Origin of the sequence: Serratia marcescens (assembly GCF_006715005.1) — a bacterium.
Taxonomy (GTDB): domain Bacteria; phylum Pseudomonadota; class Gammaproteobacteria; order Enterobacterales; family Enterobacteriaceae; genus Serratia; species Serratia montpellierensis.
The window spans coordinates 4,110,502-4,127,637 of sequence record NZ_VFMJ01000001.1; the positions used below are offsets into that span (position 1 = coordinate 4,110,502).

The following is a 17,136-nucleotide window of genomic DNA, read 5'->3' on the forward strand; positions in this document are numbered from 1 at the left end:
AATAATTCATTCAGTGAACTAATAACAGGCTAAATAAACATTCTTTTTATTGATTTTTAAGATAAAAAAAACCCCGGTCGTTTGACCGGGGTTCTCAGCACACAAGCGTGTGGGGGATGATTACATCATGCCGCCCATACCGCCCATGCCACCCATGCCGCCTGCTGCGCCCAGATCCGGTGCGTCAGCCTTCGGCAGGTCGGTGACCATGCATTCGGTGGTGATCATCAGGCCAGCCACGGAAGCCGCGTACTGCAGAGCAGAACGGGTCACTTTGGTCGGATCCAGGATACCCATCGCGATCATGTCGCCGTATTCTTCAGAGTAAGCGTTGTAGCCGTAGCTGCCTTCGCCCGCTTTCACCTGGTTGGCGATAACGGAAGCTTCTTCACCGGCGTTGACCACGATCTGACGCAGAGGGGCTTCCATTGCGCGCAGCGCAACTTTGATACCCACGTTCTGGTCTTCGTTGTCGCCTTTCAGCGCGGCGATTTTGCCTGCAACGCGGATCAGCGCTACGCCACCGCCGGCAACCACGCCTTCTTCCACTGCGGCGCGGGTCGCGTGCAGGGCGTCTTCAACGCGGGCTTTCTTCTCTTTCATTTCAACTTCAGTGGCTGCGCCAACTTTGATAACGGCAACGCCGCCGGCCAGTTTCGCTACGCGCTCCTGCAGTTTTTCACGATCGTAGTCAGAGGTCGCTTCTTCGATCTGCTGACGAATTTGAGCAACGCGGCCCTGGATGGTCGCTTCGTCGCCCACGCCATCGATGATGATGGTGGTGTCTTTGTTGATCACAACGCGTTTTGCCTGGCCCAGATCTTCCAGGGTGGCTTTTTCCAGCTCCAGACCGATCTCTTCAGAGATAACGGTACCGGCAGTCAGGGTCGCGATGTCCTGCAGCATGGCTTTACGACGGTCGCCGAAGCCAGGTGCCTTAACGGCAGCCACTTTCACGATGCCGCGCATGGTGTTGACCACCAGAGTCGCCAGCGCTTCGCCTTCTACGTCTTCAGCGATGATCAGCAGCGGTTTGCCTGCTTTGGCAACGGCTTCCAGCACCGGCAGCATTTCGCGGATGTTGGAGATCTTCTTGTCAGCCAGCAGGATGAACGGGCTTTCCAGCTCAACAGAACCGGTTTCCGGCTTGTTGATGAAGTATGGGGACAGGTAACCGCGGTCGAACTGCATACCTTCAACCACGTCCAACTCGTCTTGCAGGCCGGTGCCTTCTTCAACGGTGATAACGCCTTCTTTGCCCACTTTCTCCATCGCTTCCGCGATCAGTTTACCCACGGTTTCGTCGGAGTTGGCGGAGATGGTGCCTACCTGAGCGATAGCTTTGGAATCGGAGCAAGGTACGGACAGTTTTTTCAGTTCTTCAACCGCAGCGATAACCGCTTTGTCGATGCCGCGCTTCAGATCCATCGGGTTCATGCCTGCAGCAACCGCTTTCAGACCTTCGGTGATGATGGATTGAGCCAGTACGGTTGCAGTGGTGGTGCCGTCGCCCGCCGCGTCGTTCGCTTTGGAGGCCACTTCTTTCACCATCTGTGCGCCCATGTTCTCGAACTTGTCTTCCAGTTCGATTTCACGCGCAACGGAAACGCCGTCTTTGGTGATGGTCGGTGCGCCGAAAGATTTATCCAGCACTACGTTGCGGCCTTTCGGGCCCAGAGTCACTTTTACTGCATCAGCGAGAACATTCACGCCGCGGAGCATTTTCACGCGAGCGTCATTGCCGAATTTTACGTCTTTAGCTGCCATTGGTATTTCCCTTCAACTCGTTCAGTTCAGAAGATAAAGCGCAATTACGCTTCAACAATTGCCAGAATGTCGCTTTCGGACATGATCAACACTTCTTCATTGTCGATCTTCTCTGCTTTCACGCCGTAGCCGTCGTTGAAAATCACGATATCGCCAACTTTCACATCCAGCGGTTGGATGTTGCCGCTTTCCAGCACACGCCCTTTACCCACTGCAACCACTTCACCGCGAGTGGATTTACCCGCAGCGGAGCCAGTCAGGACGATGCCGCCAGCAGATTTTGATTCAACTTCTTTGCGCTTGACGATAACGCGGTCATGCAATGGACGAATACTCATTGAACGCTCTCCTGTAAGAAGGTCTCTATCAGATTTAGGGTTGTACACCGGATGGTTGTTATTACCGGCCTCGTGGGATTTGAGATGGGGGCGTTCCAGCCCCCTTCAAGGGGGCTAACGAAAAAAATTTCGCATTTTTGGTCGGGCGGAGGCGACAGAGATGAAAAACGCGGCCTGAGCCGCGTTTGCTTAACGATCGTGGGGCTTGCGCTCCTCATCCGGGCGGTGTTCCAGCACCGGGCGTTCGTCGTCCTTGCGCTGGAATTCACCGTCGAAGGTGTTGCCGTTGGCGGCGTCGCCCCCCGTCCAACCGCCGGGGCGATAAACCGACAGGTGCGGCATCAGCTTCAGCGTCAGCGATTTTTGCACCGGCGGCAGCAGCAGCAACAGGCCGAGGAAGTCGGTAAAGAAGCCCGGGATCAGCAGCAGGAAGCCCGCCAGCACCAGCGAAACGCTTTTCACCATTTCCGCCGCCGGGCTTTCGCCGGCCGCCAGTTTTTGCTGCATCTGCACGAAGGTTTTCATGCCCTGATTGCGCACCAGCGAAATGCCGACGCAGGAGCTGAACACCACCAGCAGCAGGGTGACAGCCACGCCGAGCACGGCGGCGACTTTGATAAAAATGGATATTTCTATGTAAGCCAGCAGAAATATCAGCAGTAGCGGTAACCAGCGCACCTGGTTCTCCTATCGGTAGGTAAAGCACGGCCGCCATGGGGGCGACGGCGCTAAAAAAGAGGCCGTAAACGGCCGACACCATTACAATGAGGGCATCACCCCACCATTTCAACCGAGAGCCGGTTTTTATTGCTAAAGTTCACAAACGTGAAAGAAGTCACAGAACCGGAAAAGGGCATATCCTTAAACACCATAAGGTGATCTGGGTTCAGTCATTTCTTACCAACCAGCATATGATCTGGGCAGCAACGGGCGATTTGGTTAATCGTTTCACGCCCCAAGCCTTCGGCAATATTAATTTAGGCTGTGCCCTTACTAGCCTTGACCTGACAAATTATTAATTCGGCAGCAACACATAGAGAAGGTTCTCATGTCAAACAACATTCGTATCGAAGAAGACCTGTTAGGAACACGTGAAGTCCCCGCAGACGCTTACTACGGAGTTCACACTCTGCGTGCGATTGAAAACTTCTATATCAGCAACAGCAAAATCAGCGATGTCCCCGAGTTCGTTCGCGGCATGGTGATGGTGAAAAAGGCCGCGGCGATGGCCAATAAAGAACTCAAAACCATCCCGCGCAAAATCGCCGACGTGATCATCCAGGCCTGCGACGAGGTGTTGGATAAAGGCAAGTGCATGGATCAATTCCCGGTGGACGTGTTCCAGGGCGGCGCAGGCACCTCGCTGAACATGAACACCAACGAAGTGCTGGCGAACATCGGCCTGGAGCTGATGGGCCATCAAAAAGGCGAATACCAGTACCTGAACCCGAACGATCACCTCAATAAGTGCCAGTCCACCAACGACGCCTACCCGACCGGGTTCCGCATCGCGGTGTACGCCTCCAACCAGAAACTGATCGACGCCATCAACCAGCTGCGTGAAGGCTTCGATCGCAAGGCGAAAGAGTTCGAAACCATCCTGAAAATGGGCCGCACCCAGCTGCAGGACGCGGTGCCGATGACCCTCGGCCAGGAATTCCACGCCTTCAGCGTGCTGCTGAACGAAGAGACCCGCAACCTGCACCGCACCGCGGAGCTGCTGCTGGAAGTGAATCTGGGCGCCACCGCCATCGGCACCGCGCTCAACACCCCGGAAGGCTATCAGCCGCTGGCGGTGCAAAAACTGGCGGAAGTCAGCGGCCTGCCGGTGGTGCCGGCGGAAGACCTGATCGAGGCTACCTCCGACTGCGGCGCCTACGTGATGGTGCACAGCGCGCTCAAACGCCTGGCGGTGAAACTGTCCAAAATCTGTAACGACCTGCGCCTGCTCTCCTCCGGCCCGCGCGCCGGCCTGAACGAAATCAACCTGCCGGAGCTGCAGGCGGGGTCGTCCATCATGCCGGCCAAAGTGAACCCGGTGGTGCCGGAAGTGGTCAATCAGGTGTGTTTCAAGGTGATTGGCAACGACACTTGCGTTACCATGGCGGCCGAAGCGGGCCAGCTGCAGCTGAACGTGATGGAGCCGGTGATCGGCCAGGCGATGTTCGAGTCGATCCACATCCTGACCAACGCCTGCTACAACCTGCTGGAAAAATGCATTAACGGCATCACCGCGAATAAAGAAGTCTGCGAACACTACGTCTTCAACTCGATCGGTATCGTCACCTATCTGAACCCGTTCATCGGCCACCATAACGGTGACATCGTCGGGAAGATCTGCGCCGAAACCGGCAAGAGCGTGCGCGAAGTGGTGCTGGAACGCGGCCTGCTGACCGAAGCCGAGCTGGATGACATCTTCTCCGTGGAGAACCTGATGCACCCGGCCTATAAAGCTAAACGCTATACGGATGAAAATGAACAATAACAGACCTACCCGGTAGCCCTGAAAGGCACGCTAAATCCTCTGGATAGCGTGCCTTTTTACTTTCCGGCGCCCACAAAATTTTAACGTTTTATTTTCAATTTACACCCTAAATCATTGGGACTGCATCAAGGCGGCAAGAGCGCAAGTCCCCAGTCACTTACTTAAGTAAGTGACTGGGGTGAGTGCTCGCAGCCAACACCGATGCAGTTTCAAGGATGACGGGATATCTCATTTTAAGGAGTAAACACTATGCTAGCCGTAGAATTGGTTATCGTTCTGCTGGCCATCTTTTTAGGGGCCAGGTTGGGCGGTATCGGTATCGGGTTCGCGGGGGGGTTGGGCGTTCTGGTCCTGGCGCTGATCGGCGTCAAGCCGGGCAGCATTCCCTTCGACGTGATTTCCATCATCATGGCGGTGATCGCGGCGATCTCCGCGATGCAGGTCGCCGGGGGGATGGATTACCTGGTGCAGCAGACCGAAAAGCTGCTGCGCAAGAACCCCAAGCACATCACCATTCTCGCCCCTATCGTCACCTACTTCCTGACCATCTTCGCCGGCACCGGCAACATCTCGCTCTCGGCGCTGCCGGTGATCGCCGAAGTGGCGAAAGAACAGGGCATCAAGCCTTGCCGCCCGCTGTCGACCGCCGTGGTGTCCGCCCAGATCGCCATCACCGCCTCGCCGATCTCCGCCGCGGTGGTGTACATGTCTTCGGTGATGGAAGGCCACGGCGTCAGCTACCTGCACCTGCTGATGGTGGTGATCCCGTCCACCTTCTGCGCCGTGCTGGTGATGTCGCTGCTGGTGACCTGGCTGTTCGACTCCAAGCTGTCTAACGACCCGGTGTATCTGAAACGCCTGGAAGAGGGTCTGATCACCCTGCGCGGCAACAACGCGCTGGCGATCAAACCGCGCGCCAAAACCTCGGTGCTGCTGTTCCTGCTGGGCGTGCTGTGCGTAGTGGCTTACGCCATCATCAACAGCCCGGGCCTGGGCCTGGTGGCCAAGCCGCTGATGAACACCACCAACGCCATCCTGATCATCATGCTGAGCGTCGCCACGCTGACCACCCTGCTGTGCCGCGTCGACACCGACATGGTGCTGAACTCCAGCACCTTCAAGGCCGGCATGAGCGCCTGTATCTGTATCCTCGGCGTCGCCTGGCTGGGCGATACCTTCGTGCAGGCCAACATCGACTGGATCAAAGAGACGGCCGGCAGCGTCATTCAGGCGCACCCGTGGCTACTGGCGGTGATCTTCTTCTTCTGCTCGGCGCTGCTGTACTCGCAGGCCGCCACCGCCAAGGCGCTGATGCCGATGGCGCTGGCGCTGAACGTGTCGCCGCTGACCGCCGTCGCCTCCTTCGCCGCCGTTTCCGGCCTGTTCATCCTGCCGACCTACCCGACGCTGGTCGCCGCGGTGCAAATGGACGACACCGGCACCACGCGCATCGGCCGCTTCGTGTTCAACCATCCGTTCTTCATTCCCGGCACCATGGGCGTGATCTTCGCGGTGGTATTCGGCTTCCTGCTCGGCAGCGTCATGCTGTAAGGCTTCGACCGGGGCTGCGGCCCCGGTTTTCCTTTTGGCGATAAACTCGCCTTCTAGCCAATCCGCCTTCAGGGTATAGTGCCCATTCGAATCGATGAGAGGGCTGAAGATGTCTGATTGCGAAGCTGTCGTCATACTCTGTACCGCACCCGATGAAGCCAGCGCCCAGGAACTGGCGGCGCGGGTCTTGGGCGATAAGCTGGCGGCCTGCGCCACACTGCTGCCCGGCGCCACCTCGCTGTATTACTGGGAAGGGAAACTGGAACAGGAATACGAAGTGCAGATGCTGTTCAAAAGCGATCGCCGCCGTCAGCAGGCCCTGCTCGACACCCTGAAACAACATCACCCCTACCAGACGCCCGAGTTGCTGGTGCTGCCGGTGATGGCCGGAGATAAAGACTACCTGTTATGGATCAACGCTTCCTTAAACTGATGTTGCTGCTGTGCAGCCTGTTCTTCCTGCCGCAGGCGGCGCAGGCTTCGCTGTTCGCGCCGAAAGGCGGCAGCCAGTTCGTGCCTGTCGATCAGGCCTTCGCCTTCGATTTCAAACAGCAGGGCAGCCAGGTAACGCTGAACTGGCAGATCCGCCCCGGCTACTACCTGTATCGCCAGCAGATCAAACTGGTGCCGCAGCAGGCGACGCTCGGCGCCTTTACCCTGCCCGAAGGGGTGAGCCACAAGGACGAGTTCTTCGGCGAAGTGGCGATTTTCAAACAGCAGCTGAATCTGCAGGTGCCGCTGCAACAGGCGGCGGCCAACGCCAGCCTCAGCGTCACCTATCAGGGCTGTGCCGAGGCCGGCTTCTGCTATCCGCCGGAAACCCGAACCATCCCGCTGGATGCGGTCAGCGCCACCGCAGCCGCGCCGCTCTCGGCCGCTGCACCAGTTGAAGCCCCCGCCACACCGGCCAGCCTGCCGTTCTCGCCGCTGTGGGCATTGCTGATCGGCATCGGCATCGCCTTCACCCCGTGCGTACTGCCGATGTATCCGCTGATCTCCGGCATCATCCTCGGCCGCGACCGGCCGCAAAGCAGCGGCCGCATTCTGGCGCTGGCGGTGGTTTACGTGCAGGGCATGGCGCTCACCTACACCTTGCTGGGCTTGGTGGTGGCCGCCGCCGGATTGCAGTTCCAGGCGGCGCTGCAGCATCCTTACGTCCTGATTGGCCTGTCGGTGCTGTTCATCGCGCTGGCGCTGTCGATGTTCGGCCTCTATTCCCTGCAGCTGCCCTCGGCGCTGCAAACCCGGCTGGCGAACTGGAGCAACACCCAGCGCGGCGGCTCACTGACCGGCGTGTTCCTGATGGGCGCCCTGGCCGGGCTGATCTGTTCGCCCTGCACCACCGCGCCGCTCAGCGCCATCCTGCTGTATATCGCCCAGAGCGGTAATCTGTGGGCCGGCGGCGGCACGCTGTACCTGTACGCGCTGGGGATGGGCATTCCGCTGGTGATCGTCACCCTGTTCGGCAACCGCCTGCTGCCGCGCAGCGGCCCGTGGATGCAGTACGTGAAAGAGGCCTTCGGCTTCGTCATTCTGGCGCTACCGGTGTTCCTGCTGGAGCGGGTGATCGGCGACCTGTGGGGCCTGCGCCTGTGGAGCCTGCTCGGCCTGGCATTCTTCGGCTGGGCCTTCGCCCTGAGCCTGAGAAGCACACGTGGCTGGACGCGCGCTCTGCAACTGCTGCTGCTGGCGGCAGCGGTGATCGCCGCGCGGCCGCTGCAGGACTGGGCTTTCGGCACCGACCAGGCGCAGCAGGCGGCTCAACCGCATCTGGCCTTTACCCGCATCAACAACGTCGAACAGCTCGATCTCGCGCTGCAACAGGCGCGGGGCAAACCGGTGATGCTGGACCTGTACGCCGACTGGTGCGTAGCCTGCAAAGAGTTCGAGAAATACACCTTCAGCGATGCAGCGGTGCAGGCGAGCCTGGCCAACGCGGTGCTGCTGCAGGCGGACGTCACCGCTAACAGCGCGGAACAAGCGGCGCTGCTGAAGCACCTGCAGGTGCTGGGGCTGCCGACGATCCTGTTCTTCGATCCGGCAGGCCGCGAGCTGACGGCCGAGCGGGTCACCGGTTTTATGAAGGCGGAAGCCTTCAACGCGCATTTGCAGAAAGTGATGCGATAACTGACACTGAAGATCGGAAGTGAATGGGAGGAAGCACAAGTGCAACGTGAACACGTCCTTGATACTGCGCTGGGTCTGTTGGAACAACAGGGCCTGGCGACCGCCACATTAGAGATGCTGGCGGAAAAACTCGACGTTCAGCCCGGCGATCTCAAACGGTTCTGGCCGGATCGCGAAGCGCTGCTGTACGACTGCCTGCGCTACCACGGCCAGCAGATCGACACCTGGCGCCGCCAGCTGCTGCTGGACGAAAGCCTGAGCCCGCAGCAAAAGTTGCTGGCGCGCTATGACGTACTGGCGGAATACGTGCAGCAAGACCGCTATCCCGGCTGCCTGTTTATTGCCGCCTGCAGCTTCTTCCCAGAAACGGATCACCCGATCCACCAACTGGCAGAGCAGCAAAAGCTGACCTCGCTGGAGCTGACCCGCGAATTGCTGCGTGACATGGACGCCGACGACGCCGACATGGTGGCACAGCAAATGGAGCTGATTCAGGAAGGCTGCCTGAGCAAACTGCTGGTAAAACGTCAGCTCCAGGACGTATCGGTCGCCAAACGACTGGCGGAAGACATCTTGCAGGTAGCGCAGTGCCGCCGCAACGGGGCGTTGAGCTGAATCGGCAGGGTTGCCGGCACAGCCAACCCAAGGTGATAGCCAGAACAGGCGCATTTTTTGCGCCCTTTGCCTGAAAAGCCAGCAACCGGAGGCATTTTAACGTCTTTCACGCATAAAGCCGTTGACGGATTTCGGCCAATACGGTTTAATGCTGCGCGTTGCCCGGATAGCTCAGTCGGTAGAGCAGGGGATTGAAAATCCCCGTGTCCTTGGTTCGATTCCGAGTCCGGGCACCATTAATTCTGCATGAAAGCGAGCTGGTTAGAGGCAATCCCTTTAACGGGCAAAACAATGGAACTAACAGATTGATATCGCAATGTTTTTTCGAATTTGCACACTCGATGTTAATAACTAGGTTCCTCTTAAAATGGATGCCTGCGTTCCTGCACAGGCGTCCTTTTCTCGATCACTGGTGATTTTTACAGCTTGTTAAAATTATGTCAAGGCGTGTCTGCGCCCTTTTTCACCGTTGGTGGCGACATCCATATACAGTGATAATTCATTCTCAAGTGCTTGCCCTGTCATCTTCAAATCCAGCTCAACATACTCCATCGTTGTACTGACACTTCGATGTCCCAGCAGACCTTTAACCATTGCCAAATTACGATCTGGTGACTTCATCATCTCAGTCGCCAGTGTATGCCTGAACCGATGTGGACTTACCTTAAAACCACACTCTTTTGTTAGTCTGGTGAAAAACGAGCGAACAGGTTGTATTGCTGGCTCTGAGTCAACCTCACCCAATGGCGCCAAGAATCGCGCCACATCGAACAGATAATCTGCCGGTTCGGCCCCCTGTTCAATTGCCCGACTAACAAGTATTCGCATACGTTCGCGGACAAAACTGACGATAGGAACCAACCACTCACGATGAGTTTTACTCCCCTCTTTACACAGCAACATCGAGTTTGCCTCAAGATCAACATCCATAAGACGTATATGTAACAACTGGTTTTGTCTCATCCCCGTCGAACGCAAAACGTCGATAACCGTCCGCCAATACCAAACAGGAAAAAGAGCACAGGAACGGCTTTTGCCCACGTGGCTTTTTTCGCGTTCTTCAAATTGCTCTAACACCAGATTAATCCTGACCAACTGGTCACGGTTCAGTATTTTTTTACGCTTACTACCTGGTGGTACTTGCGTTTCGTTTAAAGGATTTTCCTCTATGTTTAACCATTTTTTCTTTATCCCCTGATTGTAGATCGCACGCAAATGGCGAGCTTTATTATTCCAGGTACTTGTTGTAATCCCCCTTCCAAGCATGTCTCTACGCCACAAAATCAGCTCTCGATTTGTAACGTCATCAGGTAACTTGTCATACCCAATAAACTTCCTGAAAACGGCAACGACACGGAAATAACTCTTTTCAGTTTCTGGACGTAGCGCTTTTGAGAAAAAATATTCCTCAAGCAGAGTTTCCCAATCCATAGCACGCAATTTATGCATGATATCTCCCTAGCTTAAACAAAAATCATGCGAGCATGATATGTTCGCATGACACGATTAATCCCTGTTAAGGGATCACTAATACCGGACTGTCGTCAGGTAGTTTTTCGCCCCGATAGAGCAAACTTGCTTTAACGAGATAACCTTTGGTTCGTTTAAACGCACCTGTGCACTCTGATGTTTTATACAGGTACGCAAAATAAAATCGCTTACCCTTCCCCCTGCGGTGTTTTTCCAGGCGTTCAAAGTCTTCCTGAAGGACTTCTCGCTGAGAGCCATCCAGACCCGTCTGTTTCAAATACAAATAAAAAACTCCAGGCACGGTTATAAAGACAAAACCAGAAACAAGATGAACCCTAGCCTCTCCAGTGTTAATGAGGATTTGATTAGAATTGAGTCCATCAGCTAACCAACGCCAAAATGCGTCTCCGGGCGCTACCCCTTCATTAGCTTCAATAGCCGGTGTTGGTATTTGAGGAGCGCCAAGTTTGGGGGTTGAAAACGCCGCTTCGGAAGCGATATCATCGCCTCCGTCTGACTCCTGGTTTACTTCGGCTGCGTCAACCTCCTGAGCCACTTCAGCAGTAAGCACAGGATTATCAGCAGGCATAGGGCCTTCATCTTCGTGAGGGGCGTCTCCTAATGCCTGTTTTGCCTGGTTCACCGGAGCAGACGGTGCATTCCCGTTAGACGGGCCTGCTATCTCTGCCAGCAGTTGTTCCTCGATAAGAGGTGAGTGGGTGCTGCTGACTGTGCTTTGCAAATCAATCGACGACACCGGCGGAGTGAAAGTTTCTTTTTCAACTGCCGGCACCATCGGCGTTAATGGCACTGCCGGTGTTACAAGCGCAGCCCCACCTTCCTGCAGGGCAGCCAATAAATCCTCGCCACGGGCCAGCCTGACCGCCTCCTGGACAATGTCGTCTATCACCGGTAATGCACTCGGTTGACGTAACGCAATCAGCATCAACGACTGAATGGACACCGGCAGTGCTGACAGCCAGTCGGTGACCGCTGCCGGCAGCAAACGTGCCGCAATCATCGTGCTCTGACTTGTCACCAATACCGGATCTGACGAGGTAGCAGTGAACCGAAAGCGGTAAGGTTCTATGGGGATGACCACACCAACTAACCAGGGCTGACCGCTCCGGAGCTCACCCTCCAGTTGGCTAAACAGCGGCAGGTAGTGCCACAGTGCCGCATAGAACACCACCATGTTCCACTGCACATTTTGGGCTGCCTGTTCTTCCGGCGCCGCTCCCGGGGGCAGCATATGTCCCTTGGCAAGGCGCACCGCATAGGCCACCGTCTGGAGGGTTACCTCAGCCAACCCGCCCTCCCGGGCATACTCCCCCTGCTGCGCAGCCGGCAGTACCTGCATCAGCGTCATTAGCTGATTCAGCGGCTGCAGATAGAAATCCGTATAGAGGTCTTTGGGCAGTACGCTGTTCTCCCACAGTTGCTGCAGACACTGCTTGCGAGATGCCGTGTCTAGCAACTGCTCGGCGGTCGCCGGCATAAAATAGCCTGCTGGGCTCTGCGGGGTTGAAACGCGTGCTGTTGACCTCACCAGCATTTCCCTGGTCCCAACCAGCATCTCTTTGATGGCTTTCAGCATACAGGGTCTCCCGTGTCGGCAACATCCTCGCCCTCGTCGCCCTTCTCCATCAGCATCTGCAGCAATCCGTTCAGCACCAACGTTTCCTTGGTCCGGGTCACGGCGACATACAGCAGGTTGGTTTCATCGGTACGCTCACACTCGGTCATCAAAGGGTCCGTGATATCCGCAAAATCTTCGTCCAGCACCACCACCGGCCACTCCAGTCCCTTGCTGCGGTGCGCCGTCGACACGGTCACCTGCGCCTGACTTTCGTCAGTAACCGCATGCTCACGCATCACCTGTAGCTTTTTCGGCAGCGGGAAGTACAGGTCAAGCAACCGGAGCCCCTGGTTCATTTCCGCATCTTTGGTCGCCCTGGCCACCGCCTCAAACTCCTCAAAGTTACGGTAATCCCGGGAAAGCTGCGGGGAGTGCATTCGTTCGGGCATGTCCGCCGAGAACCAGTACAGGTCTTCCAGTTCCTCGGTCTTGTAGCCGACGATACCGCCGACCCAATACACCTTCTTGCCGGCCAGACTGGCATCCAGTGCCGCGCCGATGACACCGGCCACCGTGCGGTTCAATACGGCAACAGATTGCGCCTTTACGTCATCGGGTAAACACGTCACAACCCTGTCGTTTCCCCACTCCCCGACCACGGGCACCGTTTCGCCTTGTCGGGCCAGCAGCCTGTTGGCCACCCGGGCCACGGCGGGGCCAAAACGGAAACTGTGAGTCAGGTAAAGCTGGTCCGCATAAGCCAGCTCTGAGGCGTCAAGAGCATTCTCCGCGCCCCGGAACCGATAGATTTGTTGATGCCGATCGCCAACCAGCACCACATCACAGCACTGCGCCAGTACCAGCGACTGCGTCACCGGATTTGCATCCTGCCCCTCGTCAAACAAGAGCGTCTGCCAGCGTCTGGAGAGGTCAGGCTGCGAGAGCTGATAAAGCTTGAGGTAAATGTCATGGGTGACAGGGAAGGTGCCGTCCTGGCACGCAGACTCACGCCACAGCAGATGCGCGGCCGCTAGAATTTTATCGGGAGACAGGCCGCTACGCGCCTCTTCATTAGGCAGGTGTTGCGGGCCTAATTCAGCATCTCCGCTGCAGAGGAAGGCGTTAAACGTCGTGATAGATGTGCGGGCCAGTGGCCAATGGCGGGTATTGAGCTGACGGGCCACGTCGGTGATACGCAGATTAGCCGTCAGCCGCTGCCGGTAATGGCGCCCAAAGTTGGGCCAGGCCAGCTGGTGTGACGTCTTGCATTCGACGTTGAACGGGAATTTTTGCTCGGCCTCATCCCTGACTGCACGGTTATAGGCGAGATAAAGCATTTTGTGGTCCGGGTTTGCCTGGGCAAACCGAACCAGCGTGGACGTTTTGCCGGTGCCGGCAAAGGGCCTGACCACCAGGCGATGGCCAGACCAACCGATGATGGCAGCCTGTTCGGGCGTATCAGAATAAGACATCAGCAGCACTCCGTAATCACATGACCGGCGCTTATCCTGCGCAGTTCAGCACGACAAGCGCCACCAAAAAACCTTTTTCCGAAAGAAAAGATTTACAGGGTAAATTGCCTTACGTTGTATTGCTGTTGCAGTAGTCTTAAAAAAAACGCCAAATACTATGGTCACACACCATTAATATTTAGCGCCCAATGTTGTTGCAGATTAAAAATTAATACACTTGACCGGCACACGGTCTTTTTATCTTCTTATACTCCCCTGGTATTGCAATCGCTTCGATGCAGGAAAATTAACACTCCACCTATTCAGTGATTACAGGATAAAGTTAACAGACCAGAGAATCAAATACCAAAAAATGAAAACCTATGAGTTTTCATAGGTCATGAAAGTTAACATATTACACAACCATCTGAAAAGGAAAGTTTTCATGATACCCACGCTCAATGCAAATCTCTATTAGATTCACTATTGAACCAGCATGAAATTTAAACTTAATGTTTCTCAAATAATAATCATAGTTCGCCGGTGTAATATTCATCACATCTGAAACCTGTTTCCTTTTCACTCCCTTAAGAACAAAAAACAGGATCTTAGCCTCATTAGCAGTAAGGTTCACCCCTTGGTAGGGGGATACTCTCATAAGTTTTGATGTTCCAGCTATGTTAGAAAAATCAAAGACACCATTCATGATAATAGCAGTTGCAAGCGTTCCTGCAGGATACCCGTTTGCATCATAAATAATTTCTTTGGATGTGTGCAAAAAGGCCTTAATCACTCCAGGCAAAGGTTCAAGAACATTATAACGCTCGCCAGATAGAATCGCATTCTCATGATTGGTATAAATATCCCTTCTATCAGCCCAGGGCATGTCAAAGTCATTAAGCCCCTGAAGCTTATGTGGATGTACGCCTGAGAAACGACTAAATACCGCGTTAGATGCCACAAAGCGGTGGTTCAGGTCCTTCACAAGGATAATACCACCGCCAGCATGAATTAATGGTTTGTCCATATAGGATTCAATTGTTGGCTCAAGGGCTTGCTCTGCTCCTGTGAAAATCCGTTTTCCCTTTTTCATAGAATGCCTCAGATATCTGGAAACAAGCTGTAAGTGAGGTGTTGACAATAGGTGGATATGGATTCAAACCCATTTGATACTGTAAAGCCCACTCAATATGGTGGGCTTTACAGCATCAGGCTTTGTTCTAACCAACCGAATACCCACCATCAACCGTAATGATTTGTCCTATGATGGACCGAGCAGCATCGGAGGAGAGAAATAAAGCCGTAGCAGCAATCTCCCCAGTAGTTGCTGTACGCCCGGTAGGCATTCGACTAAGAAATTCGGCTTTCGCTTCTTCATTCCGGCCAACAAAGCGATCAAACATATCAGTATCAACGGGGCCTGGCGCAATCGCATTAACCCTAATACCTTTAGCTGCGACCTCAAGTGCTACGGAGCGCGTAAGCCCATTGACTGCATGTTTACTGGCAGCGTACACGCTTCCTCTAGGGATACCAACCAATCCAGCTTGCGAAGATATATTAATTAAACTGCCAGTCCCCCGCTTGCACATAACAGGCAAAGCATGCTTCATCACAAGCAGTGTGCCCAGGACATTAGTATCAAATACCCGATGAAAGTCTTCGACGGTAGTTTGAGCATAGGGTGCGGGTAGCCCCTCTGTTCCTGCACTGTGAATTACCGTGTCAATTTTACCGTACATTTGACAGGCCATTTCCATCAAGGAGGCCACTTGTTCTTCAAAAGCAACATCAGCAAGCACAAAGTGACTTTGAGAATTAATGTCCCTCAGCTCCTCTTGTAGCTCTTCACCACGCTTGGTTTTTCGGCCGGAAAATATTACATTATAACCGTTTTTTGCAAACTGACGGCAACACTCTTCGCCAATCCCAGAAAGCGCACCTGTTATTACAACTACTTTTGCTGACATTAAAAAATCCTCAAGATTGGTTGTAAATATCTGACGGTAGAGAATCATTACTCATACCATGGGTAACGAAATGCTATTGAAAAGACTACACCCTTTTAATTATAAAAGGCAACCAGAGGAAATCCGTATGTACTTTCATAACGACTCCTCGCTGGGGCGCTACACTCACTAGCCACACTTCAGAGTGAAAGCTGTATGACTCTCTACGGCTCATAATGATTTATTTTACTTTAAATGCGATCCTATTGCCTGTTCGATGACTTACCTGGACAACTTCAGGTGTGGTTCATACAATCAATCCATACTTCAATCAACAATTAACTCATAATCAACAGATAGTTACGCTATTGGATGCCCGTACTCGACTGAAATTATTATTTCTATCGAATAATGAGTTTCATCAGGATTCGATTTTCTTCATATCGCGAAATAGAGGAATAAGCTCGCCATGCGCTCGTGTCGAGGTCGGCACCAATTTTAGCGTCAACGTGAATGGCGAGACTGGACTGACCCCACCCCGGTAGACGATCCTGCCCTATAGTTTGAGCATAGGAGGAGCGTATGGGCACACCACGATTTACACCTGAATTTAAGGAAGAAGCCGTCCGTCAGATAACGGAACGCGGTTATTCCGTTGCCGAAGTATCTGACCGTCTGGGTGTTTCTGCACACAGCCTCTACAAGTGGCTACGGGCTATCAAACCTGATAACAGCGAACAGCATGCTAGGGATTTACTGGAAGCCAAAAGCGAGATCCTGAAACTACGGGCACAGCTAAAACGTACCGAAGAAGAACGGGATATCCTGAAAAAGGCCGCGCGGTACTTTGCAAGGGAGCCCGACTGAAGTACCGCTTTATCAATGAGCACCGCACTGTATGGGGTGTGATGACGATGTGTCGGGTACTGCATGTCGCCCGGGCCGGGTTCTACGCGTGGCTGCACAACCCGGTCTCGGCGCGTGATAAAGATAACCAGCGTCTGCTGACGCTTATCCGTGATTCATATTCACTGAGCGGAGGCGTATACGGTTACCGGCGGGTTCATGGCGATCTGAACGAAATCGGGGAAACCTGCGGCAAAAACCGGGTGGGCCGTATTATGCAACTGAACCGGATTAAAGCCGTGCGGGGCTATAAAGCACCACGGCGTATCGCCGGCCGACCTTCGGTGGTTGCTCCTAATCGCGTACAGCGGCAGTTTACCGTTGTCCGGGCCAATCAGGTCTGGGTCACCGACATCACTTATATCCGGACCTGGCAGGGATGGTTGTATCTGGCGGTGGTTATCGACCTCTTTGCCCGTAACGTGGTGGGTTGGTCGATGAAGCCGACCCTCTCACGCGAACTGGCACTGGATGCGCTGATGATGGCGGTCTGGCGACGTAAACCGGACAGCGAGGTCATCGTGCACTCAGACCAGGGCAGCCAGTACGGCAGCGACGACTGGCAACGGTTCTGTCGGGCCAATAACCTGGCACCCAGTATGAGCCGGCGTGGCAACTGTTGGGATAATGCGGTGGCCGAATCGTTCTTCAGTTCACTGAAAAAAGAACGCATCAGGAAGAGAATATACAAAACCCGGGATCTGGCCCGGGCGGATATCTTCGATTACATTGAAGTGTTCTACAACCGGGCCCGGCGTCACAGTCACCTTGGCGGCGTCAGTCCGGAGGCCTTTGAACGGGCCTCGTCGTGAGGACAGGATATGTCTACGGTCGTGGGGTCAGTCCAGTAACGATTTTTTTCCGTAGATTTGGCATAACTGATTATTATTGCTATGTT

Annotated in this window: 14 protein-coding genes and 1 tRNA gene; 7 read left to right on the forward strand and 8 right to left on the reverse strand. The window is 54.6% G+C overall.

The genetic code is table 11. The features are described 5' to 3' along the window. Positions 1-120 precede the first annotated feature (120 nt). The 3 genes from groL to FHU12_RS20030 form a co-directional block, all read right to left on the reverse strand. The gene (gene groL, locus FHU12_RS20020; RefSeq protein WP_084826953.1) at positions 121-1,767 is read right to left on the reverse strand and encodes a chaperonin GroEL; all 1,647 of its coding nucleotides are present in this window, start codon (positions 1,765-1,767) and stop codon (positions 121-123) included. A gap of 44 nt (positions 1,768-1,811) precedes the next feature. Then, on the reverse strand, positions 1,812-2,105 hold the full coding sequence (locus FHU12_RS20025; protein ID WP_004952634.1) for a co-chaperone GroES: 294 nt from the start codon (positions 2,103-2,105) through the stop codon (positions 1,812-1,814). A gap of 189 nt (positions 2,106-2,294) precedes the next feature. Beyond that, a complete protein-coding gene (locus tag FHU12_RS20030; RefSeq protein ID WP_019453406.1) occupies positions 2,295-2,783 on the reverse strand; it encodes an FxsA family protein in 489 nt (162 codons plus the stop codon). Between the two features lie 370 nt (positions 2,784-3,153). Between FHU12_RS20030 and aspA the strand changes: the two genes are divergently transcribed. The 6 genes from aspA to FHU12_RS20060 all read left to right on the forward strand — a co-directional run bounded on the left by aspA (position 3,154) and on the right by FHU12_RS20060 (position 9,119). After that, positions 3,154-4,590 carry an aspartate ammonia-lyase gene (gene aspA / locus FHU12_RS20035; RefSeq protein ID WP_004929659.1) on the forward strand — a complete coding sequence of 479 codons (1,437 nt, stop codon included), beginning with the start codon at positions 3,154-3,156 and terminating at the stop codon, positions 4,588-4,590. A gap of 249 nt (positions 4,591-4,839) precedes the next feature. Then, positions 4,840-6,141 carry an anaerobic C4-dicarboxylate transporter gene (locus FHU12_RS20040; protein WP_016929379.1) on the forward strand — a complete coding sequence of 434 codons (1,302 nt, stop codon included), beginning with the start codon at positions 4,840-4,842 and terminating at the stop codon, positions 6,139-6,141. Between the two features lie 109 nt (positions 6,142-6,250). Next, positions 6,251-6,574 carry a divalent cation tolerance protein CutA gene (gene cutA / locus FHU12_RS20045; protein ID WP_004929657.1) on the forward strand — a complete coding sequence of 108 codons (324 nt, stop codon included), beginning with the start codon at positions 6,251-6,253 and terminating at the stop codon, positions 6,572-6,574. After that, complete coding sequence (locus FHU12_RS20050) at positions 6,550-8,268, forward strand: protein-disulfide reductase DsbD (RefSeq protein WP_141971364.1); 1,719 nt, start codon at positions 6,550-6,552, stop codon at positions 8,266-8,268. The genes cutA and FHU12_RS20050 overlap by 25 nt, the downstream gene beginning before the upstream one ends. A gap of 39 nt (positions 8,269-8,307) precedes the next feature. Beyond that, positions 8,308-8,883: a division control transcriptional repressor DicD gene (dicD, locus tag FHU12_RS20055; protein WP_004929655.1), complete on the forward strand. Its 576-nt coding sequence runs from the start codon at positions 8,308-8,310 to the stop codon at positions 8,881-8,883. A 160-nt stretch (positions 8,884-9,043) separates the two neighbouring features. Then, positions 9,044-9,119 (forward strand) — tRNA-Phe (locus FHU12_RS20060). Between the two features lie 199 nt (positions 9,120-9,318). Here the strand turns inward: FHU12_RS20060 and FHU12_RS20065 are convergent. The 5 genes from FHU12_RS20065 to FHU12_RS20085 all read right to left on the reverse strand — a co-directional run bounded on the left by FHU12_RS20065 (position 9,319) and on the right by FHU12_RS20085 (position 15,401). Continuing rightward, on the reverse strand, positions 9,319-10,332 hold the full coding sequence (locus FHU12_RS20065; RefSeq protein ID WP_141971366.1) for a tyrosine-type recombinase/integrase: 1,014 nt from the start codon (positions 10,330-10,332) through the stop codon (positions 9,319-9,321). A 67-nt stretch (positions 10,333-10,399) separates the two neighbouring features. Beyond that, positions 10,400-11,950, reverse strand: coding sequence for a TraI domain-containing protein (locus tag FHU12_RS20070; protein WP_141971368.1), 1,551 nt, complete (start codon positions 11,948-11,950; stop codon positions 10,400-10,402). Continuing rightward, entirely contained in the window at positions 11,944-13,404 is a 1,461-nt protein-coding gene (locus FHU12_RS20075; RefSeq protein ID WP_141971370.1) for an ATP-binding domain-containing protein, read from the reverse strand. The genes FHU12_RS20070 and FHU12_RS20075 overlap by 7 nt, the downstream gene beginning before the upstream one ends. A gap of 394 nt (positions 13,405-13,798) precedes the next feature. Then, positions 13,799-14,476, reverse strand: coding sequence for a helix-turn-helix transcriptional regulator (locus FHU12_RS20080; RefSeq protein ID WP_141971372.1), 678 nt, complete (start codon positions 14,474-14,476; stop codon positions 13,799-13,801). A 127-nt stretch (positions 14,477-14,603) separates the two neighbouring features. Next, a complete protein-coding gene (locus tag FHU12_RS20085; protein WP_260440742.1) occupies positions 14,604-15,401 on the reverse strand; it encodes an SDR family NAD(P)-dependent oxidoreductase in 798 nt (265 codons plus the stop codon). Positions 15,402-15,914: 513 nt separating this feature from the next. Here FHU12_RS20085 and FHU12_RS20095 point away from each other — a divergent pair. Beyond that, positions 15,915-17,050 (forward strand): IS3 family transposase gene (locus tag FHU12_RS20095; RefSeq protein WP_221627855.1). Its coding sequence is split into 2 segments (ribosomal slippage): positions 15,915-16,161 and positions 16,161-17,050, totalling 1,137 coding nucleotides; the frame shifts between segments, so codons are not numbered across the junction. Positions 17,051-17,136 lie beyond the last annotated feature (86 nt).

Bases quoted from the DNA above. Each gene is read 5' to 3' on its own strand.
- groL (WP_084826953.1), bottom strand. From the start codon at position 1,767: ATGGCAGCTAAAGACGTAAAATTCGGCAATGACGCTCGCGTGAAAATG.
- FHU12_RS20025 (WP_004952634.1), bottom strand. From the start codon at position 2,105: ATGAGTATTCGTCCATTGCATGACCGCGTTATCGTCAAGCGCAAAGAA.
- aspA (WP_004929659.1), top strand. From the start codon at position 3,154: ATGTCAAACAACATTCGTATCGAAGAAGACCTGTTAGGAACACGTGAA.
- FHU12_RS20040 (WP_016929379.1), top strand. From the start codon at position 4,840: ATGCTAGCCGTAGAATTGGTTATCGTTCTGCTGGCCATCTTTTTAGGG.
- cutA (WP_004929657.1), top strand. From the start codon at position 6,251: ATGTCTGATTGCGAAGCTGTCGTCATACTCTGTACCGCACCCGATGAA.
- FHU12_RS20050 (WP_141971364.1), top strand. From the start codon at position 6,550: ATGGATCAACGCTTCCTTAAACTGATGTTGCTGCTGTGCAGCCTGTTC.
- FHU12_RS20065 (WP_141971366.1), bottom strand. From the start codon at position 10,332: ATGCATAAATTGCGTGCTATGGATTGGGAAACTCTGCTTGAGGAATAT.
- FHU12_RS20070 (WP_141971368.1), bottom strand. From the start codon at position 11,950: ATGCTGAAAGCCATCAAAGAGATGCTGGTTGGGACCAGGGAAATGCTG.
- FHU12_RS20075 (WP_141971370.1), bottom strand. From the start codon at position 13,404: ATGTCTTATTCTGATACGCCCGAACAGGCTGCCATCATCGGTTGGTCT.
- FHU12_RS20080 (WP_141971372.1), bottom strand. From the start codon at position 14,476: ATGAAAAAGGGAAAACGGATTTTCACAGGAGCAGAGCAAGCCCTTGAG.
- FHU12_RS20085 (WP_260440742.1), bottom strand. From the start codon at position 15,401: ATGATTCTCTACCGTCAGATATTTACAACCAATCTTGAGGATTTTTTA.